The organism is Stenotrophomonas sp. Steno-Z10-BAI (assembly GCF_056393115.1).
Map to the genome: position 1 here is coordinate 1 of NZ_JBWJOZ010000001.1, position 16,055 is coordinate 16,055.

Below are 16,055 nucleotides of genomic sequence, written 5' to 3' on the forward strand. Positions count from 1 at the left end.
GCCATGGATGGCGCACTACGAGCGTACATGGACGTATTCACAGCGTGCCCCGCCGGCCCCCACCCGCCCCGCGCCTCGCAGCAGCCCATCGCCGCTGTTGCTGTTGCTGTGACCGCGCCCTTTCGCAATGCCCCGGCCGTGGTCCGGCCAAAACATGCCTTTCGACACAAGCCCCTCCGCAACGGCTCGGGTTACCCTCAAAGACTTGTCTGACCGGAGAATTCCCCTTGACCACCCGTCTTGCCCTCGCCGTCGCCGTGACCCTCGGCCTTGCCCTGCCCGCCTATTCCGCCACCGCCGCCACCCCGGCCGCGACCACCGCCCAGCAGGCCAACCCGTTCTTCGCCGACAGCCCGCTGCCGCTGCACTTCCCGCAGTTCGACAAGATCAAGGACAGCGACTTCGCGCCCGCCTTCGACGCCGGCATGGCCCAGCAACTAAAGGAAGTCGACGCGATCGCCAACAACAAGGCCAAGCCGACCTTCGACAACACGATCATCGCCCTGGAAAAGAGCGGTGACACCCTGGATCGCGCCACCACCGTCTTCTTCAGCCTCGTCGGCGCCGACACCAACGACGCACGCAAGAAGCTGCAGGCCGATTACTCCGCCCGCTTCGCCGCGCACAGCGACGCCATCGCGCTGAACGGCAAGCTGTTCGCCCGCATCCAGAGCCTGTACGACGGTCGCGCCGCGCTCGGCCTCGACGCCGAAGGCGTGCGCCTGGTCGAGAAGTACTACGAGAGCTACGTCCGCGCCGGCGCCAAGCTGTCCGAAGCCGACAAGACCAAGCTGAAGGAAATGAACGCCGAACTGGCCAACCTGGGCACCACGTTCAGCCAGAACGTGCTGGCCGAAGTGAACGCCTCGGCGATCACCGTTGATGACGTCAAGGAGCTGGCCGGTCTCTCGCAGGAGCAGATCTCCGCCGCTGCCGAAGCCGCCAAGGCCCGTGGCCAGGACGGCAAGTACGTCATCACCCTGCTCAACACCACCGGCCAGCCGCCGCTGACCAACCTGGCCAACCGCGCGCTGCGCCAGAATATCTACGAAGCCTCCATCACCCGCGGCAGCCGCGGCGGCGAGTACGACAACACCGCCCTGGTCTCGCGCATCATGCAGCTGCGTGCCGACAAGGCCAAGCTGATGGGCTTTGCGAACTTCGCCGCCTACAACCTCACCAACCAGACCGCCAAGACCCCCGAAGCCGTCAACGCCATGCTCGGCCAGCTCGCCCCGGCCGCCGTCGCCAACGCCAAGCGCGAAGCCGCCGACCTGCAGGCCATGATCGACAAGGAACAGAAGGCCGCCGGCAAGCCCACCTTCAAGCTCGAAGCATGGGACTGGGCGTTCTACAGCGAGAAGGTCCGCCAAGCCAAGTACAACTTCGACGAATCCCAGCTCAAGCCGTACTTCGAAATGAAGAACGTGCTCGAAAACGGCGTCTTCCACGCCGCCCAGCTCGAATTCGGCCTGACCTTCAAGCAGCGCACCGACCTGCCGGTCTACCACGAAGACGTCACCGTCTACGACGTGTTCGATGCCGACGGCAGCCAGCTGGCGATCTTCATCTTCGACCCGTACGCACGCGCCTCCAAGCGCGGCGGTGCATGGATGAACTCGTATGTCTCGCAGTCCGAGCTGACCGGCTTCAAGCCGGTGGTCGCCAACCACCTCAACATCCCCAAGCCGCCGGCCGGCAAGCCGACCCTGCTGACCTGGGATGAAGTGACCACCACCTTCCACGAATTCGGCCATGCCCTGCACGGCATGTTCTCGAACGTGAAGTACCCCTATTTCTCGGGCACCTCGGTGCCGCGCGACTTCGTCGAGTTCCCCTCGCAGGTCAACGAGATGTGGGCCGATGATCCGGTCATCCTGAAGAACTACGCCAAGCATTACCAGAACGGCACGGCCATGCCGCAGGCCCTGCTCGACAAGGTCGTCGCTGCCGCCAAGTTCAACCAGGGCTTCGCCACCACCGAATACCTCGGTGCGGCCATGCTCGACCAGCGCTGGCACCAGATCGGCCCGGACCAGGTGCCGGCTGCCAAGGACGTGATGAAGTTCGAAGCCGAGGCCCTGGCCAAGGACGGCATCTTCTACGCGCCGGTCCCGCCGCGTTACAAGACCCCGTACTTCAGCCACATCATGGGCGGCTACTCGGCCGGCTACTACGCCTACATCTGGTCCGAAGTGCTCGATGCCAACACCCAGAAGTGGTTCCGCGAAAACGGTGGCCTGAGCCGCAAGAACGGCGACCACTTCCGCCAGACCCTGCTCTCCAAGGGCGGCAGCGTGGATGCGATGGAGCTGTTCCAGAACTTCGCCGGGCACGCCCCGCAGATCGAGCCGCTGCTCGAAAAGCGCGGCCTGACCTCGGGTGACAGCAAGAAGTAAGCGTCTGTTTCAAGGACGTGCAGTACGAAAAACGCCCGGCATTACCGGGCGTTTTTTTGTTGCCCTCACCGCGGCGCCACATACCCCCCCGGCACACCATCCGGCGACAACACCAACTGCCACAACTGCGCATGCCGGCAGCGGAAACTCGCCATCGAGCCGGCCAGATAGAACTGCCACATCCGGCGGAAGCGTTCGTCATAGCGCTGCGCATCCAGCCGTGGCCACGCCGCCTCGATATTGGCCCGCCACGCCTGCAGCGTCCGGTCGTAATCGGTGCCGAAGTTGTGCCAATCCTCCAACACGAACAGCCCCTCGAACGCCTCCGTCACCTGCGCGGCCGAGGGCAGCATCGAGTTCGGGAAAATGTACTTGGCGATCCACGGATCGGTACGATGCCGCGACAGATTGCTGCCGATCGAATGCAGCAGGAACAATCCCTCCGGCCGCAGGCAGCGCCGCGCCATCTCGAAGTAGCCGCGATAGTTCTTGTCGCCTACGTGCTCGAACATGCCCACTGACAGGATCGCGTCGAAGGACTCGTCCACCGCGTGATAGTCCTGCAGCCGGATCTCGATCGGCAGCCCCGCGCACAACTGGCGCGCATACTCCGCCTGTTCCTGCGAGATCGTCACGCCCACCCCGGACACGCCATAGCGCTCGGCCGCGAATTTCAGCGCCTCGCCCCACCCGCAGCCGATATCCAGAATGCGCTGGCCAGCGCGCAGCCCCAGCTTGCGGCAGATCAGATCGAGCTTGGCCTCCTGGGCGGCATCCAGATCCGTTGCCTGGCGCCAGTAGCCACAGCTGTAGACCAGGCGTTGGCCGAGCATCGCCTCGTACAGATCGTTGCCCAGATCGTAATGGCGCCGGCCGACCTCGAAACTGCCGGCCCCGGCCTGCAGGTTGAACACCCTCGCCTTGAGCGCATCGGCCAGATCGCGCCAGCCGTGCACGCGCTCGTCCAGATGCGCCTGCATCAGATGAAAGAGGACGTCATCCAGCGCGTGGGCATCCCACTGCCCGTCCATGTAACTCTCGCCCAGGCCCAGCGAGCCGTGGGCCATGACCCGCGCGTAGAAGCGCGGGTCGTGCACCGTGATGTCCTGCGGTTGGTCACCTTCCACGGTGATCCCCGCCTCATGCAGCAACCCTGTGACCCGTCGTTGCAGCCCAGCGTCCACATCGCCTCCGTCGATCAGCCCCGGGCGAACAACCCTGCGACATCCTGACCCACGTGCGGCACCAGCACGGCGGCCGGGACGTCCACGGTCTGCGTGCCGTCCGAGTACGGCCCTACCTGGTAGGGCGGGAACACGAAGCGTATCGCAGAGATGCGCCCGTCGGAACCGGTCAGCGGCTGGAACTGGCTGAAGTTGTCGGCACTTGGCCCGGTGCCGTCGGCGATCATCCGGCTGGCATTGCGCAGCGATTCCTGCATCTGTGCCGGCTCCATTTCATCGCCGCTCAACCGGGTCGCCACGCGCTCGCGCAGCTGGTCGGCCACGTAATCGCTGATCGCTTTCCAGCCCTTGGCATCGGCCACCAGCTTGTCGGCGGTCAGCATCTGCTGCTGCTCCGGCAGCCACACAAAGCGCGCCACCAGCGGCTCACCGTGCGCACCGCCGGTATAGCGGCTGCCATCGGCGGTCACCACCACCAGCTGCGGCGTTTCCAGCACCTTCTCGAAGGTCAGCGAAAGCTCGTAGGGCATGGTCGGCTTGTCGTTGCCCAGCCCGTCCAGCGCCTGCTGCAGCTCTGCCCGCGCACTGTCGGCATAGCCGCCCAGCGCCTTGGCCAAGCCCGGATACCGGGCGATGTCCGGCGGGTAGGTGATTCCGACCACGGCCTGCGGCGAGGTTTCGATCACATCGCGCAGCTCGACCGGTGCGTCGGGCGCCACCGCGGGCGCGACAGGTTCGGCAGCCGTGTCGACCGGCGCCGCCGGTGCTTGTGTGTCGCCGTCGTGCTTGTTGCAGCCTGCCAGCACCACCACGCCCATGGCCATGGCCAACGCGCTGGCGCGCAGCGCGCGACGGTTTCCTGCGATGTTCATCCTGAAATCCCCTTGTTGTAACCCACCATCATGATCGGCCATCCCTGAAGCATGACCCGCTGTCGTCATCGGACCAGCAGGTCGTCGTACTCCTCGTGCCGCTGCAGGAACGCCTCCGCGTAAGCGCAGGCCGGCACCACCTTGAATTTCTGTTCGCGCGCATAGCGCAGCGCCACCTTGGTCAACTCACCCGCCACGCCACGGCCGGCGATCGGCTCCGGCACCTCGGTATGGGTGATGATCATCCGCTTGCGCTTGATCTGGTAATCCAGCAGCGCCAGATGCCCTTTGACCCGGGCCTGGAAGCGGTGATTGGCCAGATCGTGCTCCACCTCGTAAGCCAGTCCGGGCGGCGTGACCGAAGCCATGAGCGGTGTCTCCTGCGGCGACTGCAGCGATAGTGCGCAGCCGGCCGCCATGATCGCGTGAAGCCTGAACAGGGGCAAGCAGCGACGTGCTGCGTCACATCCCGCCCTAAAGCCCGGCGCCCTCCGGCCGATACTGGAGTCGGACAGGGCGTGAAAGCTGGCATGGCTTTTGCGAAGACCTGCCTGTACGCACCCGCTTTCCGGAGGTCCGCATGGACAACACCGCACCTGCCCCCGCCCCCCACGGCGACGCCGATACCTCCCTGCTGGAAGGCTTGTTCCAGTTGGCCGTGAACGGCCAGACCCAGGGTTGGGAATTCGACCAGATCGACAACGAGGTCTATTCCCGCCTGCTCAGCACCTATGGCGTAGACGGAAAGAAGGCTGCCTGACGGCTGAGACGCTCACGCCTGACGGTTACCGGGCTCACGACCAACGGTCGTGAGCTACCCGCGCCAGGTACCACGTTGCAGGTACCGACCGTTGGTCGGTAGGCCCCGACTCAACCGCCGAGGCGGAAGGTCGGGTTGCTCAGCTCACGCAGGAAGTGGCTGAAGATGCTCGGCTGCATGGCCAGCATGAACAGCACACCGAAGGCCGCACCGGCCAGATGCGCGCTGTGGTTGATGCGATCGCCGCCGCGGCGGTCCATCCAGATGCTGTAGCCCACGTAGAACACCGCATAGATGATCGCCGGGGCCGGAATGAACAGCACCAGGATGATCGACCACGGCTTGATCAGGATGAAGGCGAACAACACCGCCGACACCGCGCCCGATGCCCCCAGGCTGAGGTAGTTGGGGTTCTTCTGGTTCTTCAGATAGCTCGGCAGGATCGACACCAGCAATGCACCCAGATAGAACGCCGGATAGGTCAGGTAGCTCCCGCTCAACTGCAGCATCACCTGTTCGATGAAGCCGCCGAAGAAGAACAGCGTGATCATGTTGAACGCCAGGTGCGACAGATCGGCGTGGATGAACCCGTACGTGATCAGGCGATCGTACTGACGGTTGCGGTCCACCGCCGGCGGCCACAGGATCAGGCGGTCGGCGAGCGCACGGTTCTTGAACGCCATCCACGACACGATGACGGTGATGGCGATCAGCAGCAGGTTGACTGGGGTCATGTCAGGCTCAGGCGGTGCGGTAGTTGTCGACCATACGATAGCGCTTGGCATACCAACCGAAGGCCAACGCCGCCAGGAACGCAAAGCCGGCGAAGAAGAACATCAGGAACGCCGCCTCACTCAAGCCGGTACTGGCGATCTGGTGGGTCACCGTATCGTTGCGCACCGCCGCGTTGGACAGCAGCACCCACAGGTTGCCGATGGTGGTGGTCAGGTTCCAGAAGCTCATCACCACGCCCTTCATCGCCTGCGGCGCCTGGCTGTAGGCGAACTCCAGGCCGGTGGCCGAGACCAGCACCTCACCGAAGGTGAGCAGCGCGTAGGGCAGCATCTGCCAGAAGATGGACATGACGTTGCCGCCATCCATCATCACCTGGATGCCACCGACCACGATCCAGGCCAGGCCGCTGAAGGCGATACCGGCGGTCATCCGGCGCAGCGCGGTCGGCTCGAAGCCGAAGCGGCGCAGCATCGGGTACAGCACCAGGTTGTTGAACGGGATGAGGATCATCACCAGCAGCGGGTTCAGCGCCTGCATCTGCGAGGCGGTGAACCAGCTCGGCATGGCCATCTGCTGGCCCTGCAACACCCAGGTCGAGGCCTTCTGGTCGAACAGCGAGAAGAACGGCGTGGTCAGCGCGAAGATCACCAGCACGCGCAGCACCGAGCGCACACCTTCCACGGCCTCGGCCGGATGCACTGCACGGGCGCGGTCCAGCTGGATCCAGGTGCCGCCACCGATACCGGCCAGCAGCAGGACCAGCGCGATGCACAGGCAGATCACGATGCCCAGGCTGCCCACCAGCCCCATCGAGGCCACCGCCAGCACCGCACCGAGGATCGCCAGCGTACGCCCCGGACGGCCCTTGCCCGGCACCTGCGCCGACAGCGCGGTGCGCACCACGTTGCCGAACGAATGCGGGTCCTTCGGCGGCAGCGGCACCAGCACATAGCGCTTGCGGCCCATCCAGAACACGAAGGTGGCCACGAACATCAGGATGCCCGGGATGCCGAAGGCCCACGACGGGCCCAGGTTCTTCAGTGCCAGCGGGATCAGCAGCGAGGCGAACAGCGAGCCGAAGTTGATGATCCAGTAGAAGGCATCGAACACGAGCTTGGCCAGATGCTTGTTGCTCTGGTCGAACTGATCGCCCATGAACGAGGCCACCAGCGGCTTGATGCCACCGGCGCCCAGCGCGATCAGGCCCAGGCCGACGAAGAAGCCCTGGCGGCTGTCCTCGAAGATGGCCAGGCAGGCGTGGCCGGCGCAGTAAATGAGGCTGAACCACAGGATGGTGTGGTACTTGCCGAAAAACTTGTCGGCCAGCCAGCCACCGAGCAGCGGGAAGAAATACACGCCGATCATGAAGCTGTGCATGATGTCCTTGGCCTCGCCGGCACGGCCATCGGCGGTGATCTCCTGCAGCAGCAGCGAGGTGATCAGGAACTGCACCAGGATGTTGCGCATCCCATAGAAGCTGAAGCGTTCGCAGGCCTCATTGCCGATGATGTAGGGAATCTGGCGCGGCATCTTTCCTTTGCCTGCGCTGGCGGCTGCGATATTGCTCATCCTGTGGGGCTGTCCTGCAAACACGAAAGGACCAAGATTACCGGAAGCCCCTACCCCAGCGCACGCTGCACAGCTGCATGACAGGCGGCGCCGGACATGGCAGGCAGGCCGAAAACGGCCGCGCGGGATGGCACCCATGTCACGGATCGTCGACGGCGGAAGCGTAAACTTATCGTTATGCGCACGCACATCACTGGTGGGACCCGACGTTGGACAGGCTGGATCCTGCTGCTGTTGCTGGCGGCCCCCGCCGCAGGCGCGCACGCACGCCAGGCCGAGGATGCCCTGCCCTCGCTGAAGATCGCCACGCTGGAACTGCCGACGCAGGACGATGCGCAGTGGCAGCAACGGCGGGACCAGGTGCTGCAGCTGCTCGAATCCATGCAGCCGGACGTGATCGCGGTGCAGCGCGTGCTGCAGACCCAGGGGCGTAACCCGGCCTGCTGGCTGGCCAGCCGTCTGCGCTACAGCTGCGATTTCGTCACCGCCGATCCGCCCAGCCAGCCGTTGCGCCATGGCAGCGCGATGCTGACCCGGTTGCCGGTCACCGACGACGCCGTCACCCTGCTGCACCCGCCCGGGCAGTTCAGCGCCGCCGGCATGGTGCGGATCAAGCTGCGCGAAGAGCTGATCAACATCTACGTGGCCCGGCTGCGGCCGGAGCCGGACGACGCGCAGATCCGCCGGCACCAGACCAGCGACCTGATGACCTGGATCGGCGCGACCGCCGAGGGCCTGCCCTCGCTGATCGCCGGCGATTTCTCCGCCGAGATCACCGAACTGGTGGGCAGCACGCCGGGCTTCCAGCCGGCCCGCAAGAACCCCGGCGAACGCGTGGATCCGCCCTCACTGGCCGGCGCGGCACGTGGGCACGGCCTGGACGTGCTGTTCCAGGTGAAGTATTTCGGCGGCATCCGCCAGGACAGCATCAAGCTGCCGGCCAGCGAAAGTGACCCCGCCACGATGCGTCTGGGCACCATGGCGACCCTGCGCCTGCAGACGCCGGAGAGCACCAGCGCGCCCTGACGTCGCAGGGCTCCCGGCGGCGCAACGAAAAACGGCCAGGCATCGCTGCCTGGCCGTTCTCGTTTCAGGTGACCCTGCCGATCAGGCAATGGCGTCCTGGTAACGACGCTCGACTTCATTCCAGTCGACGACGTTGAAGAACGCGCCGATGTATTCCGGGCGACGGTTCTGGTACTTCAGGTAGTACGCGTGTTCCCACACGTCCAGGGCCAGGATCGGCGTGTTGCCGTCCATCAGCGGGCTGTCCTGGTTGGCGCTGCTTTCCACCACGACCTTCTTGTCCGGGGTGACGCTCAGCCAGGCCCAGCCGCTGCCGAAGCGGGTCAGTGCGGCCTTGGTGAAGGCTTCCTTGAACTTCTCCAGGCCGCCCAGCTGCGAATCGATGGCCTTGGCCACGTCGCCCACCGGTGCACCGCCGCCGTTGGGCGACATCACGGTCCAGAACAGGGTGTGGTTGGCGTGGCCGCCGCCGTTGTTGCGCACGACGCCCTGCAGGTTTTCCGGAAGCGACTTGGTCTTCTTGACCAGTTCTTCCACCGGCAGATCGGCGAACTCGGTGCCTTCCAGCGCGGCGTTGACGTTGTTGATGTACGTCTGGTGATGCTTGGTGTGGTGGATTTCCATCGTCGCTGCGTCGATATGCGGCTCGAGCGCGTCGTAGGCGTAGGACAGCTTGGGGAGGGTATAGGCCATGTGGTTCTCCTGGTAGCTCACTCACCCGGCAAAGACCGGGCGTTGCGGAGTCGATGATGGGGATGGCCGATAAGCTTACCAAGGGCCATGTAAAGGAAACTTCGTCCTGTGCGGTCGGTCGCGTGTCCGGATCGTGACGCGACAGTGACGGTGCACGCCGGGCGAGGTGGGCTGCCTCGCAGCGCAGCACGCCTGTTCGGCTGGGCCTCACCGTGCGGGGCGATGATCGCAGTAGAGTAGTCGCCTCGCCCATCGCCCTTGGCCCCTCATGCGCAAGCCACTGCTGTTGTTGATCGCCATCGTGCTGCTGGTGGGCGGCCTGGCCGCCATCAAGCTGGCCCAACGCCCGCCGGCGCCGCAGTTCGCGCCATCGCTGACGCAGCCGGATGCCGCGCCGCCCGCCAGTGCCGCGACGTCATCACCGGCATCGGCCAAGGCAGCGCGCGATCCCCTGCCCCCGTTCCTGCCCGCCGAGGCGCGCGACACCATCGCACTGATCCAGCGCGGCGGCCCGTACCCGCACCGGCAGGACGGCAGCATTTTCAGCAACCGCGAACAGCGCCTGCCGCAGCGGCCGCGCGGCTATTACCACGAATACACGGTGGACACGCCCGGCGCCGGCAATCGCGGTGCGCGGCGCATCGTCACCGGCGGCACACCCCCTACTGGCTGGTTCTACACCGATGATCACTATGAAACGTTCCGCAGTTTCGACGTTCCACCTGCCGGGAGCTGGCAATGACGCATGACGGATTCGAGTTGGGCCTGCACGACATCAACAATGCCGGTATCTATGCGATCGGCAACGATGATGTCGCCCCCTTGTCGGCCGCGATGCGCGATGCCGGCCTGCGCGTGATCCAGATCGATCTGGACGGCTGCCACGACAAACGCACGCTGCTGATGCGCCTGGCTGCACGCCTTGATTTTCCAACCGGCTTCGGCGGCAACTGGGATGCGCTGACCGATAACCTGCGCGACCTGGCCTGGCTGCCGGCGAACGGCTATGCGCTGTTCTTCAGCGACGCCGATGCCCTGCGCAGCGATGCCGGTGCCGATTTCGACACGCTGCTGGATGTGCTCGACGAAGCCAGCCGCTACTGGAGCGACAGCAACGTGCCGTTCTGGGCGTTCGTGGCCCTGCGCGATGCAGACGTGGAACTGAACGAGGACGCCGCGACGCCGTAACCCCCTCTCCGGGCAGAGCCACGCCATGCTTTGCTGTGACGCCCCTGATGCCTGACCCCAGGGCGGCCACCCCTGGGGTGGCTCTACTGCCGATGAGGCACAGCCTCATCGGCTGCCGTTGTCTTCCTGCAGTTCTTTCTTGAACGGGATGTCCGGCGGCGGGCGGGCGATGGCCGGCTGGTCCTGCATGTTCGGATCGCTCAGGCCGCAGCCGCCACCGAACTGCAGCACGGAAATCACGCAGGAAATGGACGAACTCGTGCCTGGGATCGGAATCTCGACGGCCTTGATGCCCTTGCGTACCCACTCGGCCAGCAGCGATTCGTTGGGGGCCCAGTACTTGTCGAACGAGGTCGGCGTGTAGTCGTACGGCGGGCGCTTGAGCCATGTGCCGGACTGCGCGATGCGCTCCTTGCTCCAGCCGTCCTTATCGCCGCCCGGCGCGCCACGCTCGCTGTTTGCGCGCCCCTCCTGGCCAGGCACGCGCACGCTGCCATCGGCCTTGAACAGGCTGCCGGCATTGCCTTGGGTCGCACTCACGGCCCTGCCATTGAGGTCGGCATCCTGCGGATGATTGGCCGCACCCCAGTCGTCGGAACGGTTGGGCGTGGCCCAACTGCCCGGGGGCGCCTTGGAGGGGCTCGCCGGGGCGCGCGCTGCAGCGGACGCCGTGGACGCACTCGCAGCACTGCTGGCATTGCTCGCCGCCGCCGGTGATGGCGGTGCCGGGCGCGGGGCGGCGTTGGGCACCGCGCGCTCGCGCACGGCGACATCCGGCGTTCGACCGGACACAGCCACCTCGCGCGCGGGCAATGTGGCCACGCTCACCGCCGGCGCGCTCACCGGCCGGATCTCGCGTTCGCGCACCTGCACGTCACGTTGGGGCACGGTGGCCTCCACGCGCGGCCCGGGAATGGCCACGGTGGGTGTCGGCGCTTCGACCACGGTGACCTGCCGCTCCTGCACGCTCAGCTCGGGCGTGCGCACCTGCGGTTCGGCCGGGCGCGGCGCCGGTACGGTGGCACGCGGCGTCGGCGTCTCCACCGTGACCACGGTGCGCTCACGGACCGCAATGTCCTGCGGTTCGCGCGTCATCACACGTACTTCGGTGCGCGGGACGCTGGTCGGCGGCACCACGAAATCGGTGGTGGCCTCGGCCACCTCGGTCGCCTGGACGGGCTGCTCCACCGCGGGCGTCGCCGGCGCGGGTGGCGCCGGTTGCGGCTCGCTCGGTGGCGCCGGCGCTGCGGTCGGCTGTGGGGCCGATGCTGTCTGCGCATCGGCCTCGGCCTGCGCCATCGCCTGGGCATTGGCCATCGCCGCAGCGATCGCAGCTTCCGCCGTGGCCGGCTCGGCAGTGGCAGGTTGCGCGCCCTCTTCCTGCTGCGGCGCGCCGCGTCCAACGAACGCCACCTGCACACGCCCGCTCTCACCGCCTTGTTCCGGTTCGCTGGGCGGCCGGATCAAGGCGACCCACAGCAGCGCCAGGGCGAACAACAGATGCAACAACGCGCTGATCACCGCCGAGGTCCAGCGCATCCAGCGCTGGTCGCGCGGGGCCGGTTCCCAGCCCTGCCAGAGCAGCCGGCGCATCGCCTGCACGAAACTCAGCGCCGGCAGCCGCCCGCCGTGCCGTACCGGCTCACGCTGGGCCAGCTCGGCCAGCACTTCGCTGGCCCGGAACGGACGCGGCAACGGCGACAACGCACGCAGCCACAGGCCCCACCCATAGGGGAGGCCGGTGGTTTTTTCAAGAAAGCGCGTGTCCGGCTGGCGAGCCAGCAGCCACTCGAGGATGTCGTCAGCCCGGCGCAGTGGCACGCAGCGGGATCAGGCTGCCGTGCCGCGGGGAATGTACGGCGCGTCGCCACTGTCGTGGTCGGTCGCATCGCGCACCGCGGTGATGCCGGGCACCCGCCCCATCAGGGTCTTTTCAATGCCCTGCTTGAGCGTGACGTCGGCCATGCCGCAGCCCTGGCAGCCACCGCCGAAGCGCAGCAGCACCACGCCATCGGCCGAGACTTCCTGCACCGCGACCTTGCCGCCGTGCGAGGCCAGCTGCGGATTGACTTCATTCTCCACCACCCAGCGCACGCGCTCGACCAGCGAGGAGCCTTCGGTCGGCGCCTCGCCCTTGATCTTGGGGGCCTTGATGGTCAGCTGCTGGCTGCCGGTGGCATTGGTGACGAAGTCGATCTCGGCGCCATCGACCCAGGCCACACTGGCGGCGGCCACGTAAAGGGTGAAGCCATCGCAGTCCACCGCCCACTCATCACCCAGCAGTTCACTGGGATCAGCGAACTCCAGGCGGGCATCGGCGCGCGGGGTACCCGCATCGACGGCGGTCAGGCGCACACCCATGCCGGGCACGGCCTCACGTTCGATCAGCTTGCGGAAATAGGATTGGGCAGTGTCGGATATCTGGATCATCGGGCTATTCTAGCCAATCCCTTGTTATGCGCTCATTCGGTTTATACACCGGACCGCGCATTGTTCAGTCATCCAGATGTGGAGGAACCCATGGCCGACCTGATTCCGCTGGCGCAAGCGCACTGCGTGCCGCGCAAAGGCAGCGACCACAAGCTCGGCACCGCCCGGGTCACCGAGCTGCTGGCGCAGATTCCCGGCTGGGAGCTGGCCGAGGCCGGCCAGGCGCTGACCCGCACCTTCCGCTTCGACAACTACCACGGCACCATGGCCTTCGTGAACGCCTTGGCCTGGGTGGCCCATCGCGAGGACCACCACCCGGACCTGGGCGTGCATTACGACCGCGCCGTGGTGCGCTTCTCCACCCACGATGTGGGCGGCCTGAGCGAGAACGACTTCATCTGCGCGGCGAAAGCCTCGGCCCTGACGGAGTAAGCCCATGAAATTGCAGTACATCATGCTGTCCAGCCTTGCCCTGGCCGCCCTGGCCGGGTGCAACAAGACGCCCGCCGAACCGGCCGCCCCGGTCGCTGCGCCCACCGAGGTCGCCGCGGTCAAGACGCCCCCGCCGGAGTACCCGATCGAACTGGCCTGCCAGGGGATCGGCGGCACCAGCACCTTCAAGGTGACCATCGCCGCCGATGGCCAGCCCAGCCAGGTCCAGCTCGCCAGCGGCAGCGGCAATGCCCAGCTCGACGAGCAGGCACAGAAGGCCGTACAGGCCTGGCAGTTCAAGGCGGCCACCCGCGCCGGGCAGGCGGTCTCGACCACGATCCAGGTGCCGGTCAGCTTCAACCCGCCGCAGCCCAAGCCCGACCAGTGCTTCGCGGTCGAAGAACGGCTGCGCCGCGGCGGCTGATCGTCGCGTTGTATTGAGGTCAGCCGCCGCAAACCTCGTGCTCCCTACTTCGCGCCCCGGTGTTGTTGCCCGGGGCGCGCTGCACTTCTACAAGGACGCGTTGGCGGATGCCTGATATTTCCAGTGAAAACGTATGGATCGCCCTGGCGGTCACCCTGGCCGCCGGCCTGGCCACCGCGCTGGGCAGCCTGATGGTGCTGTTCTCGCGCCGGCCCAACCCGCGCCTGCTGGCGTTCGGGCTGGCCTTTGCCGGTGGCGCGATGGTTTTCGTCTCGCTGACCGAGATCCTCAACAAGGCGATCGACTCGTTCACCCAGGCCTATGACGCCCGGCTGGGCTTCGCCTACGGCACCGCGGCCTTCCTGGTCGGCGTGCTGCTGATCGTGGTGATCGACCACCTGATCCCGAACCCGCACGAGAGTCTGGACAAGCAGGACCCGCTGTTCCGCGACAACAACAAGGCCTACATCAAGCGGGTCGGCCTGCTGACGGCGGTGGCGATCACCGCGCATAACTTCCCCGAGGGGCTGGCAACGTTCTTCGCCACGCTGGAAAGCCCGTCGGTGGGCATGCCACTGGCCTTCGCCATCGCCATCCACAACATCCCCGAGGGCATCGCGATCGCGGTCCCGGTGTATTTCGCCACGCAGAACAAGTTCTACGCGTTCGGCGCCAGCCTGCTGTCCGGGTTGGCGGAGCCGATCGGCGCGGCGATCGGGTATGTGGCCCTGTCGGGGGTCCTCAACCACGCCACCTTCGGCTGGGTGTTCGGCATCATTTCCGGGGTGATGGTGTTCCTGGCCCTGGATGAACTGCTGCCGGCGGCCAAGCGCTACGCCAAGGGCCACGAGACCGTGTACGGCCTGGTGGCCGGCATGGGCAGCCTGGCGATCAGCCTGGTGTTGTTCAAATGGTGACGGTGCAGAGCCGGCCAGCGGCCGGCACTACCCTCCGTTCGGCACGGCGTTATCTGCCGGCGCTCACTTCAACCGGTTCAACACCTCGACCAGCTCCTCGGCGAGCGGTGCATTGATCAGGTACGGCGTCTTGCCCGCGTCCAGGGCGAACTCCAGCGAGGCCGCGTGCAGGAACAGCCGTTTCAGGCCGATCTGCTCACGAAGCCGCTTGTTGACGTCCGGATCGCCATACTTGTCGTCACCGGCCACCGGATGACCCAGATGCTGGGCATGTACGCGGATCTGGTGGGTGCGGCCGGTTTCGATGCGGACCTCACAGTACGAATGCCCGCCCTTGCGCTCCAGCACCTTGAAGTGGCTGATCGACTCCTTGCCGATCGGATTGACCTGCACGTGCCGCTCGCCGCCCTGGCGCAGACCCACGTGCAACGGGGCATCCACGGTCATGGTGCCATCGGGCATGCGGCCGGCCAGCAGGGTCAGGTAGCGCTTGCGGATGCCGGCACCGTGGTCTTCGCGCAGCAGCGCCTGCAGCTCGCTCAGCGCCGAGCGCTTCTTGGCCACGACCAGCAGGCCCGAGGTATCCCGGTCCAGCCGATGCACCAGTTCCAGGGTCTTTCCCGGACGCAGGGCGCGCAGCGTCTCGATCGCGCCGAAGCTGATGCCACTGCCGCCGTGGCTGGCCACGCCCGACGGTTTGTTCAGGGCCAGCAGCCGATCGTCTTCGAACACGATGGCATCTTCCAGCCGTTTCATGAATGCCGCGGGCGGACCCGCCTTGTCGCCTTCCTCGTTGAGACGGACCGGCGGGACCCGGACTTCGTCGCCGCCTTCGAGCTTGCGCTCGGCCTTGGCGCGGCCACCATTGACGCGGACCTGGCCACTGCGGACGAGCTTGTAGATCAGGCTGCGCGGTGCACCCTTGAGCTGGCCGAGCAGGAAGTTGTCCAGGCGTTGCCCGGCGCGGTCGGCCGGGACAGTGATGATACGTACGCTGGTCATGGCTTCAGCGGCTTTGGGGGTGGGCTCGGTAACGGTCATTGGCCTTTTATTCTGTTACACTCGGCAGGCGAGATAAGGGATTGATTTCGTTGGAAGTTGCTCTGGGCCAGAAGCCCGACTTCCCGCGATTCCGGCACAGTGCGCAGCCACCGCCCCCGGGGCGGCCATGTTAGCGGCTCACCGGCGGTCCCGGCCATCGCCGGATGTCTGACACGCATTCGCGCTGAACATGTCCCTGTGGCGCTCCAGCCTGGCTGAAAGCTGCCTCCGGCCCCGTTACACCCAAACCAAAACAAATGAAGCGCTCCCGCGGCCTGCCGTGGTGTTGTAGCGCTGGAAACCCAAACCGCCCTCCCCGCGCATGCGCGATGGGCGGTGAAGCGTGACCAGAAGCGAAACCCCATGGCGTTCCGCGCGGTAGCAG

At 66.2% G+C, this 16,055-nt stretch carries 17 protein-coding genes; 8 read left to right on the forward strand and 9 right to left on the reverse strand.

The genetic code is table 11. The annotated features are described in order from the left end of the window. The first annotated feature begins 227 nt into the window (after positions 1-227). Positions 228-2,399, forward strand: a complete 2,172-nt coding sequence (locus tag AC06E9_RS00005) for a M3 family metallopeptidase (RefSeq protein ID WP_478055198.1) — start codon at positions 228-230, stop codon at positions 2,397-2,399. A 65-nt stretch (positions 2,400-2,464) separates the two neighbouring features. Here the strand turns inward: AC06E9_RS00005 and cfa are convergent, their stop codons facing one another. The 3 genes from cfa to AC06E9_RS00020 all read right to left on the reverse strand — a co-directional run bounded on the left by cfa (position 2,465) and on the right by AC06E9_RS00020 (position 4,823). Continuing rightward, entirely contained in the window at positions 2,465-3,583 is a 1,119-nt protein-coding gene (gene cfa / locus AC06E9_RS00010; RefSeq protein ID WP_478049324.1) for a cyclopropane fatty acyl phospholipid synthase, read from the reverse strand. Between the two features lie 14 nt (positions 3,584-3,597). Continuing rightward, a complete protein-coding gene (locus AC06E9_RS00015; protein WP_152152684.1) occupies positions 3,598-4,455 on the reverse strand; it encodes a DUF3298 and DUF4163 domain-containing protein in 858 nt (285 codons plus the stop codon). 65 nt (positions 4,456-4,520) lie between these two features. Then, positions 4,521-4,823 (reverse strand): GNAT family N-acetyltransferase, encoded by a 303-nt coding sequence (locus AC06E9_RS00020; protein WP_121041132.1) that lies wholly within the window; start codon positions 4,821-4,823, stop codon positions 4,521-4,523. A 212-nt stretch (positions 4,824-5,035) separates the two neighbouring features. Between AC06E9_RS00020 and AC06E9_RS00025 the strand changes: the two genes are divergently transcribed. After that, positions 5,036-5,215 (forward strand): hypothetical protein, encoded by a 180-nt coding sequence (locus AC06E9_RS00025; protein WP_121038054.1) that lies wholly within the window; start codon positions 5,036-5,038, stop codon positions 5,213-5,215. A 110-nt stretch (positions 5,216-5,325) separates the two neighbouring features. On the opposite strand, the gene AC06E9_RS00030 is transcribed toward AC06E9_RS00025, so the two are convergent. Both AC06E9_RS00030 and AC06E9_RS00035 read right to left on the reverse strand, forming a co-directional pair. Continuing rightward, positions 5,326-5,949 carry a rhomboid family intramembrane serine protease gene (locus tag AC06E9_RS00030; RefSeq protein WP_019182898.1) on the reverse strand — a complete coding sequence of 208 codons (624 nt, stop codon included), beginning with the start codon at positions 5,947-5,949 and terminating at the stop codon, positions 5,326-5,328. A gap of 7 nt (positions 5,950-5,956) precedes the next feature. Then, the gene (locus tag AC06E9_RS00035; RefSeq protein WP_152152686.1) at positions 5,957-7,519 is read right to left on the reverse strand and encodes a POT-type proton-dependent oligopeptide transporter; all 1,563 of its coding nucleotides are present in this window, start codon (positions 7,517-7,519) and stop codon (positions 5,957-5,959) included. Positions 7,520-7,696: 177 nt separating this feature from the next. On the opposite strand from AC06E9_RS00035, the gene AC06E9_RS00040 reads away from it, so the two are divergent. Beyond that, the gene (locus tag AC06E9_RS00040) at positions 7,697-8,545 is read left to right on the forward strand and encodes an endonuclease/exonuclease/phosphatase family protein (protein WP_121038060.1); all 849 of its coding nucleotides are present in this window, start codon (positions 7,697-7,699) and stop codon (positions 8,543-8,545) included. 81 nt (positions 8,546-8,626) lie between these two features. Here AC06E9_RS00040 and AC06E9_RS00045 read toward each other — a convergent pair whose 3' ends face one another. Further along, a complete protein-coding gene (locus tag AC06E9_RS00045; protein ID WP_121038063.1) occupies positions 8,627-9,238 on the reverse strand; it encodes a superoxide dismutase in 612 nt (203 codons plus the stop codon). 268 nt (positions 9,239-9,506) lie between these two features. Between AC06E9_RS00045 and AC06E9_RS00050 the strand changes: the two genes are divergently transcribed. Together AC06E9_RS00050 and AC06E9_RS00055 are read left to right on the forward strand one after the other, a co-directional pair. Continuing rightward, on the forward strand, positions 9,507-9,980 hold the full coding sequence (locus tag AC06E9_RS00050; protein ID WP_121038066.1) for a guanyl-specific ribonuclease: 474 nt from the start codon (positions 9,507-9,509) through the stop codon (positions 9,978-9,980). Next, positions 9,977-10,426 carry a barstar family protein gene (locus AC06E9_RS00055; protein WP_478055199.1) on the forward strand — a complete coding sequence of 150 codons (450 nt, stop codon included), beginning with the start codon at positions 9,977-9,979 and terminating at the stop codon, positions 10,424-10,426. The genes AC06E9_RS00050 and AC06E9_RS00055 overlap by 4 nt, the downstream gene beginning before the upstream one ends. 105 nt (positions 10,427-10,531) lie before the next feature. On the opposite strand, the gene AC06E9_RS00060 is transcribed toward AC06E9_RS00055, so the two are convergent. Both AC06E9_RS00060 and AC06E9_RS00065 read right to left on the reverse strand, forming a co-directional pair. Beyond that, positions 10,532-12,247, reverse strand: a complete 1,716-nt coding sequence (locus AC06E9_RS00060) for a hypothetical protein (RefSeq protein WP_478055200.1) — start codon at positions 12,245-12,247, stop codon at positions 10,532-10,534. Positions 12,248-12,256: 9 nt separating this feature from the next. Next, positions 12,257-12,856: an NfuA family Fe-S biogenesis protein gene (locus AC06E9_RS00065; protein ID WP_121038075.1), complete on the reverse strand. Its 600-nt coding sequence runs from the start codon at positions 12,854-12,856 to the stop codon at positions 12,257-12,259. A 90-nt stretch (positions 12,857-12,946) separates the two neighbouring features. Between AC06E9_RS00065 and AC06E9_RS00070 the strand changes: the two genes are divergently transcribed. The 3 genes from AC06E9_RS00070 (at position 12,947) to zupT (ending at position 14,629) form a co-directional block, all read left to right on the forward strand. Beyond that, complete coding sequence (locus AC06E9_RS00070) at positions 12,947-13,288, forward strand: 4a-hydroxytetrahydrobiopterin dehydratase (RefSeq protein WP_019182889.1); 342 nt, start codon at positions 12,947-12,949, stop codon at positions 13,286-13,288. 4 nt (positions 13,289-13,292) lie between these two features. After that, positions 13,293-13,712, forward strand: coding sequence for an energy transducer TonB (locus tag AC06E9_RS00075; protein ID WP_121038078.1), 420 nt, complete (start codon positions 13,293-13,295; stop codon positions 13,710-13,712). Positions 13,713-13,819: 107 nt separating this feature from the next. Further along, a complete protein-coding gene (zupT, locus tag AC06E9_RS00080) occupies positions 13,820-14,629 on the forward strand; it encodes a zinc transporter ZupT (protein WP_019182887.1) in 810 nt (269 codons plus the stop codon). Between the two features lie 63 nt (positions 14,630-14,692). Here zupT and AC06E9_RS00085 read toward each other — a convergent pair whose 3' ends face one another. Continuing rightward, positions 14,693-15,670 carry an RluA family pseudouridine synthase gene (locus AC06E9_RS00085; RefSeq protein ID WP_478055201.1) on the reverse strand — a complete coding sequence of 326 codons (978 nt, stop codon included), beginning with the start codon at positions 15,668-15,670 and terminating at the stop codon, positions 14,693-14,695. Between the last annotated feature and the right edge of the window lie 385 nt (positions 15,671-16,055).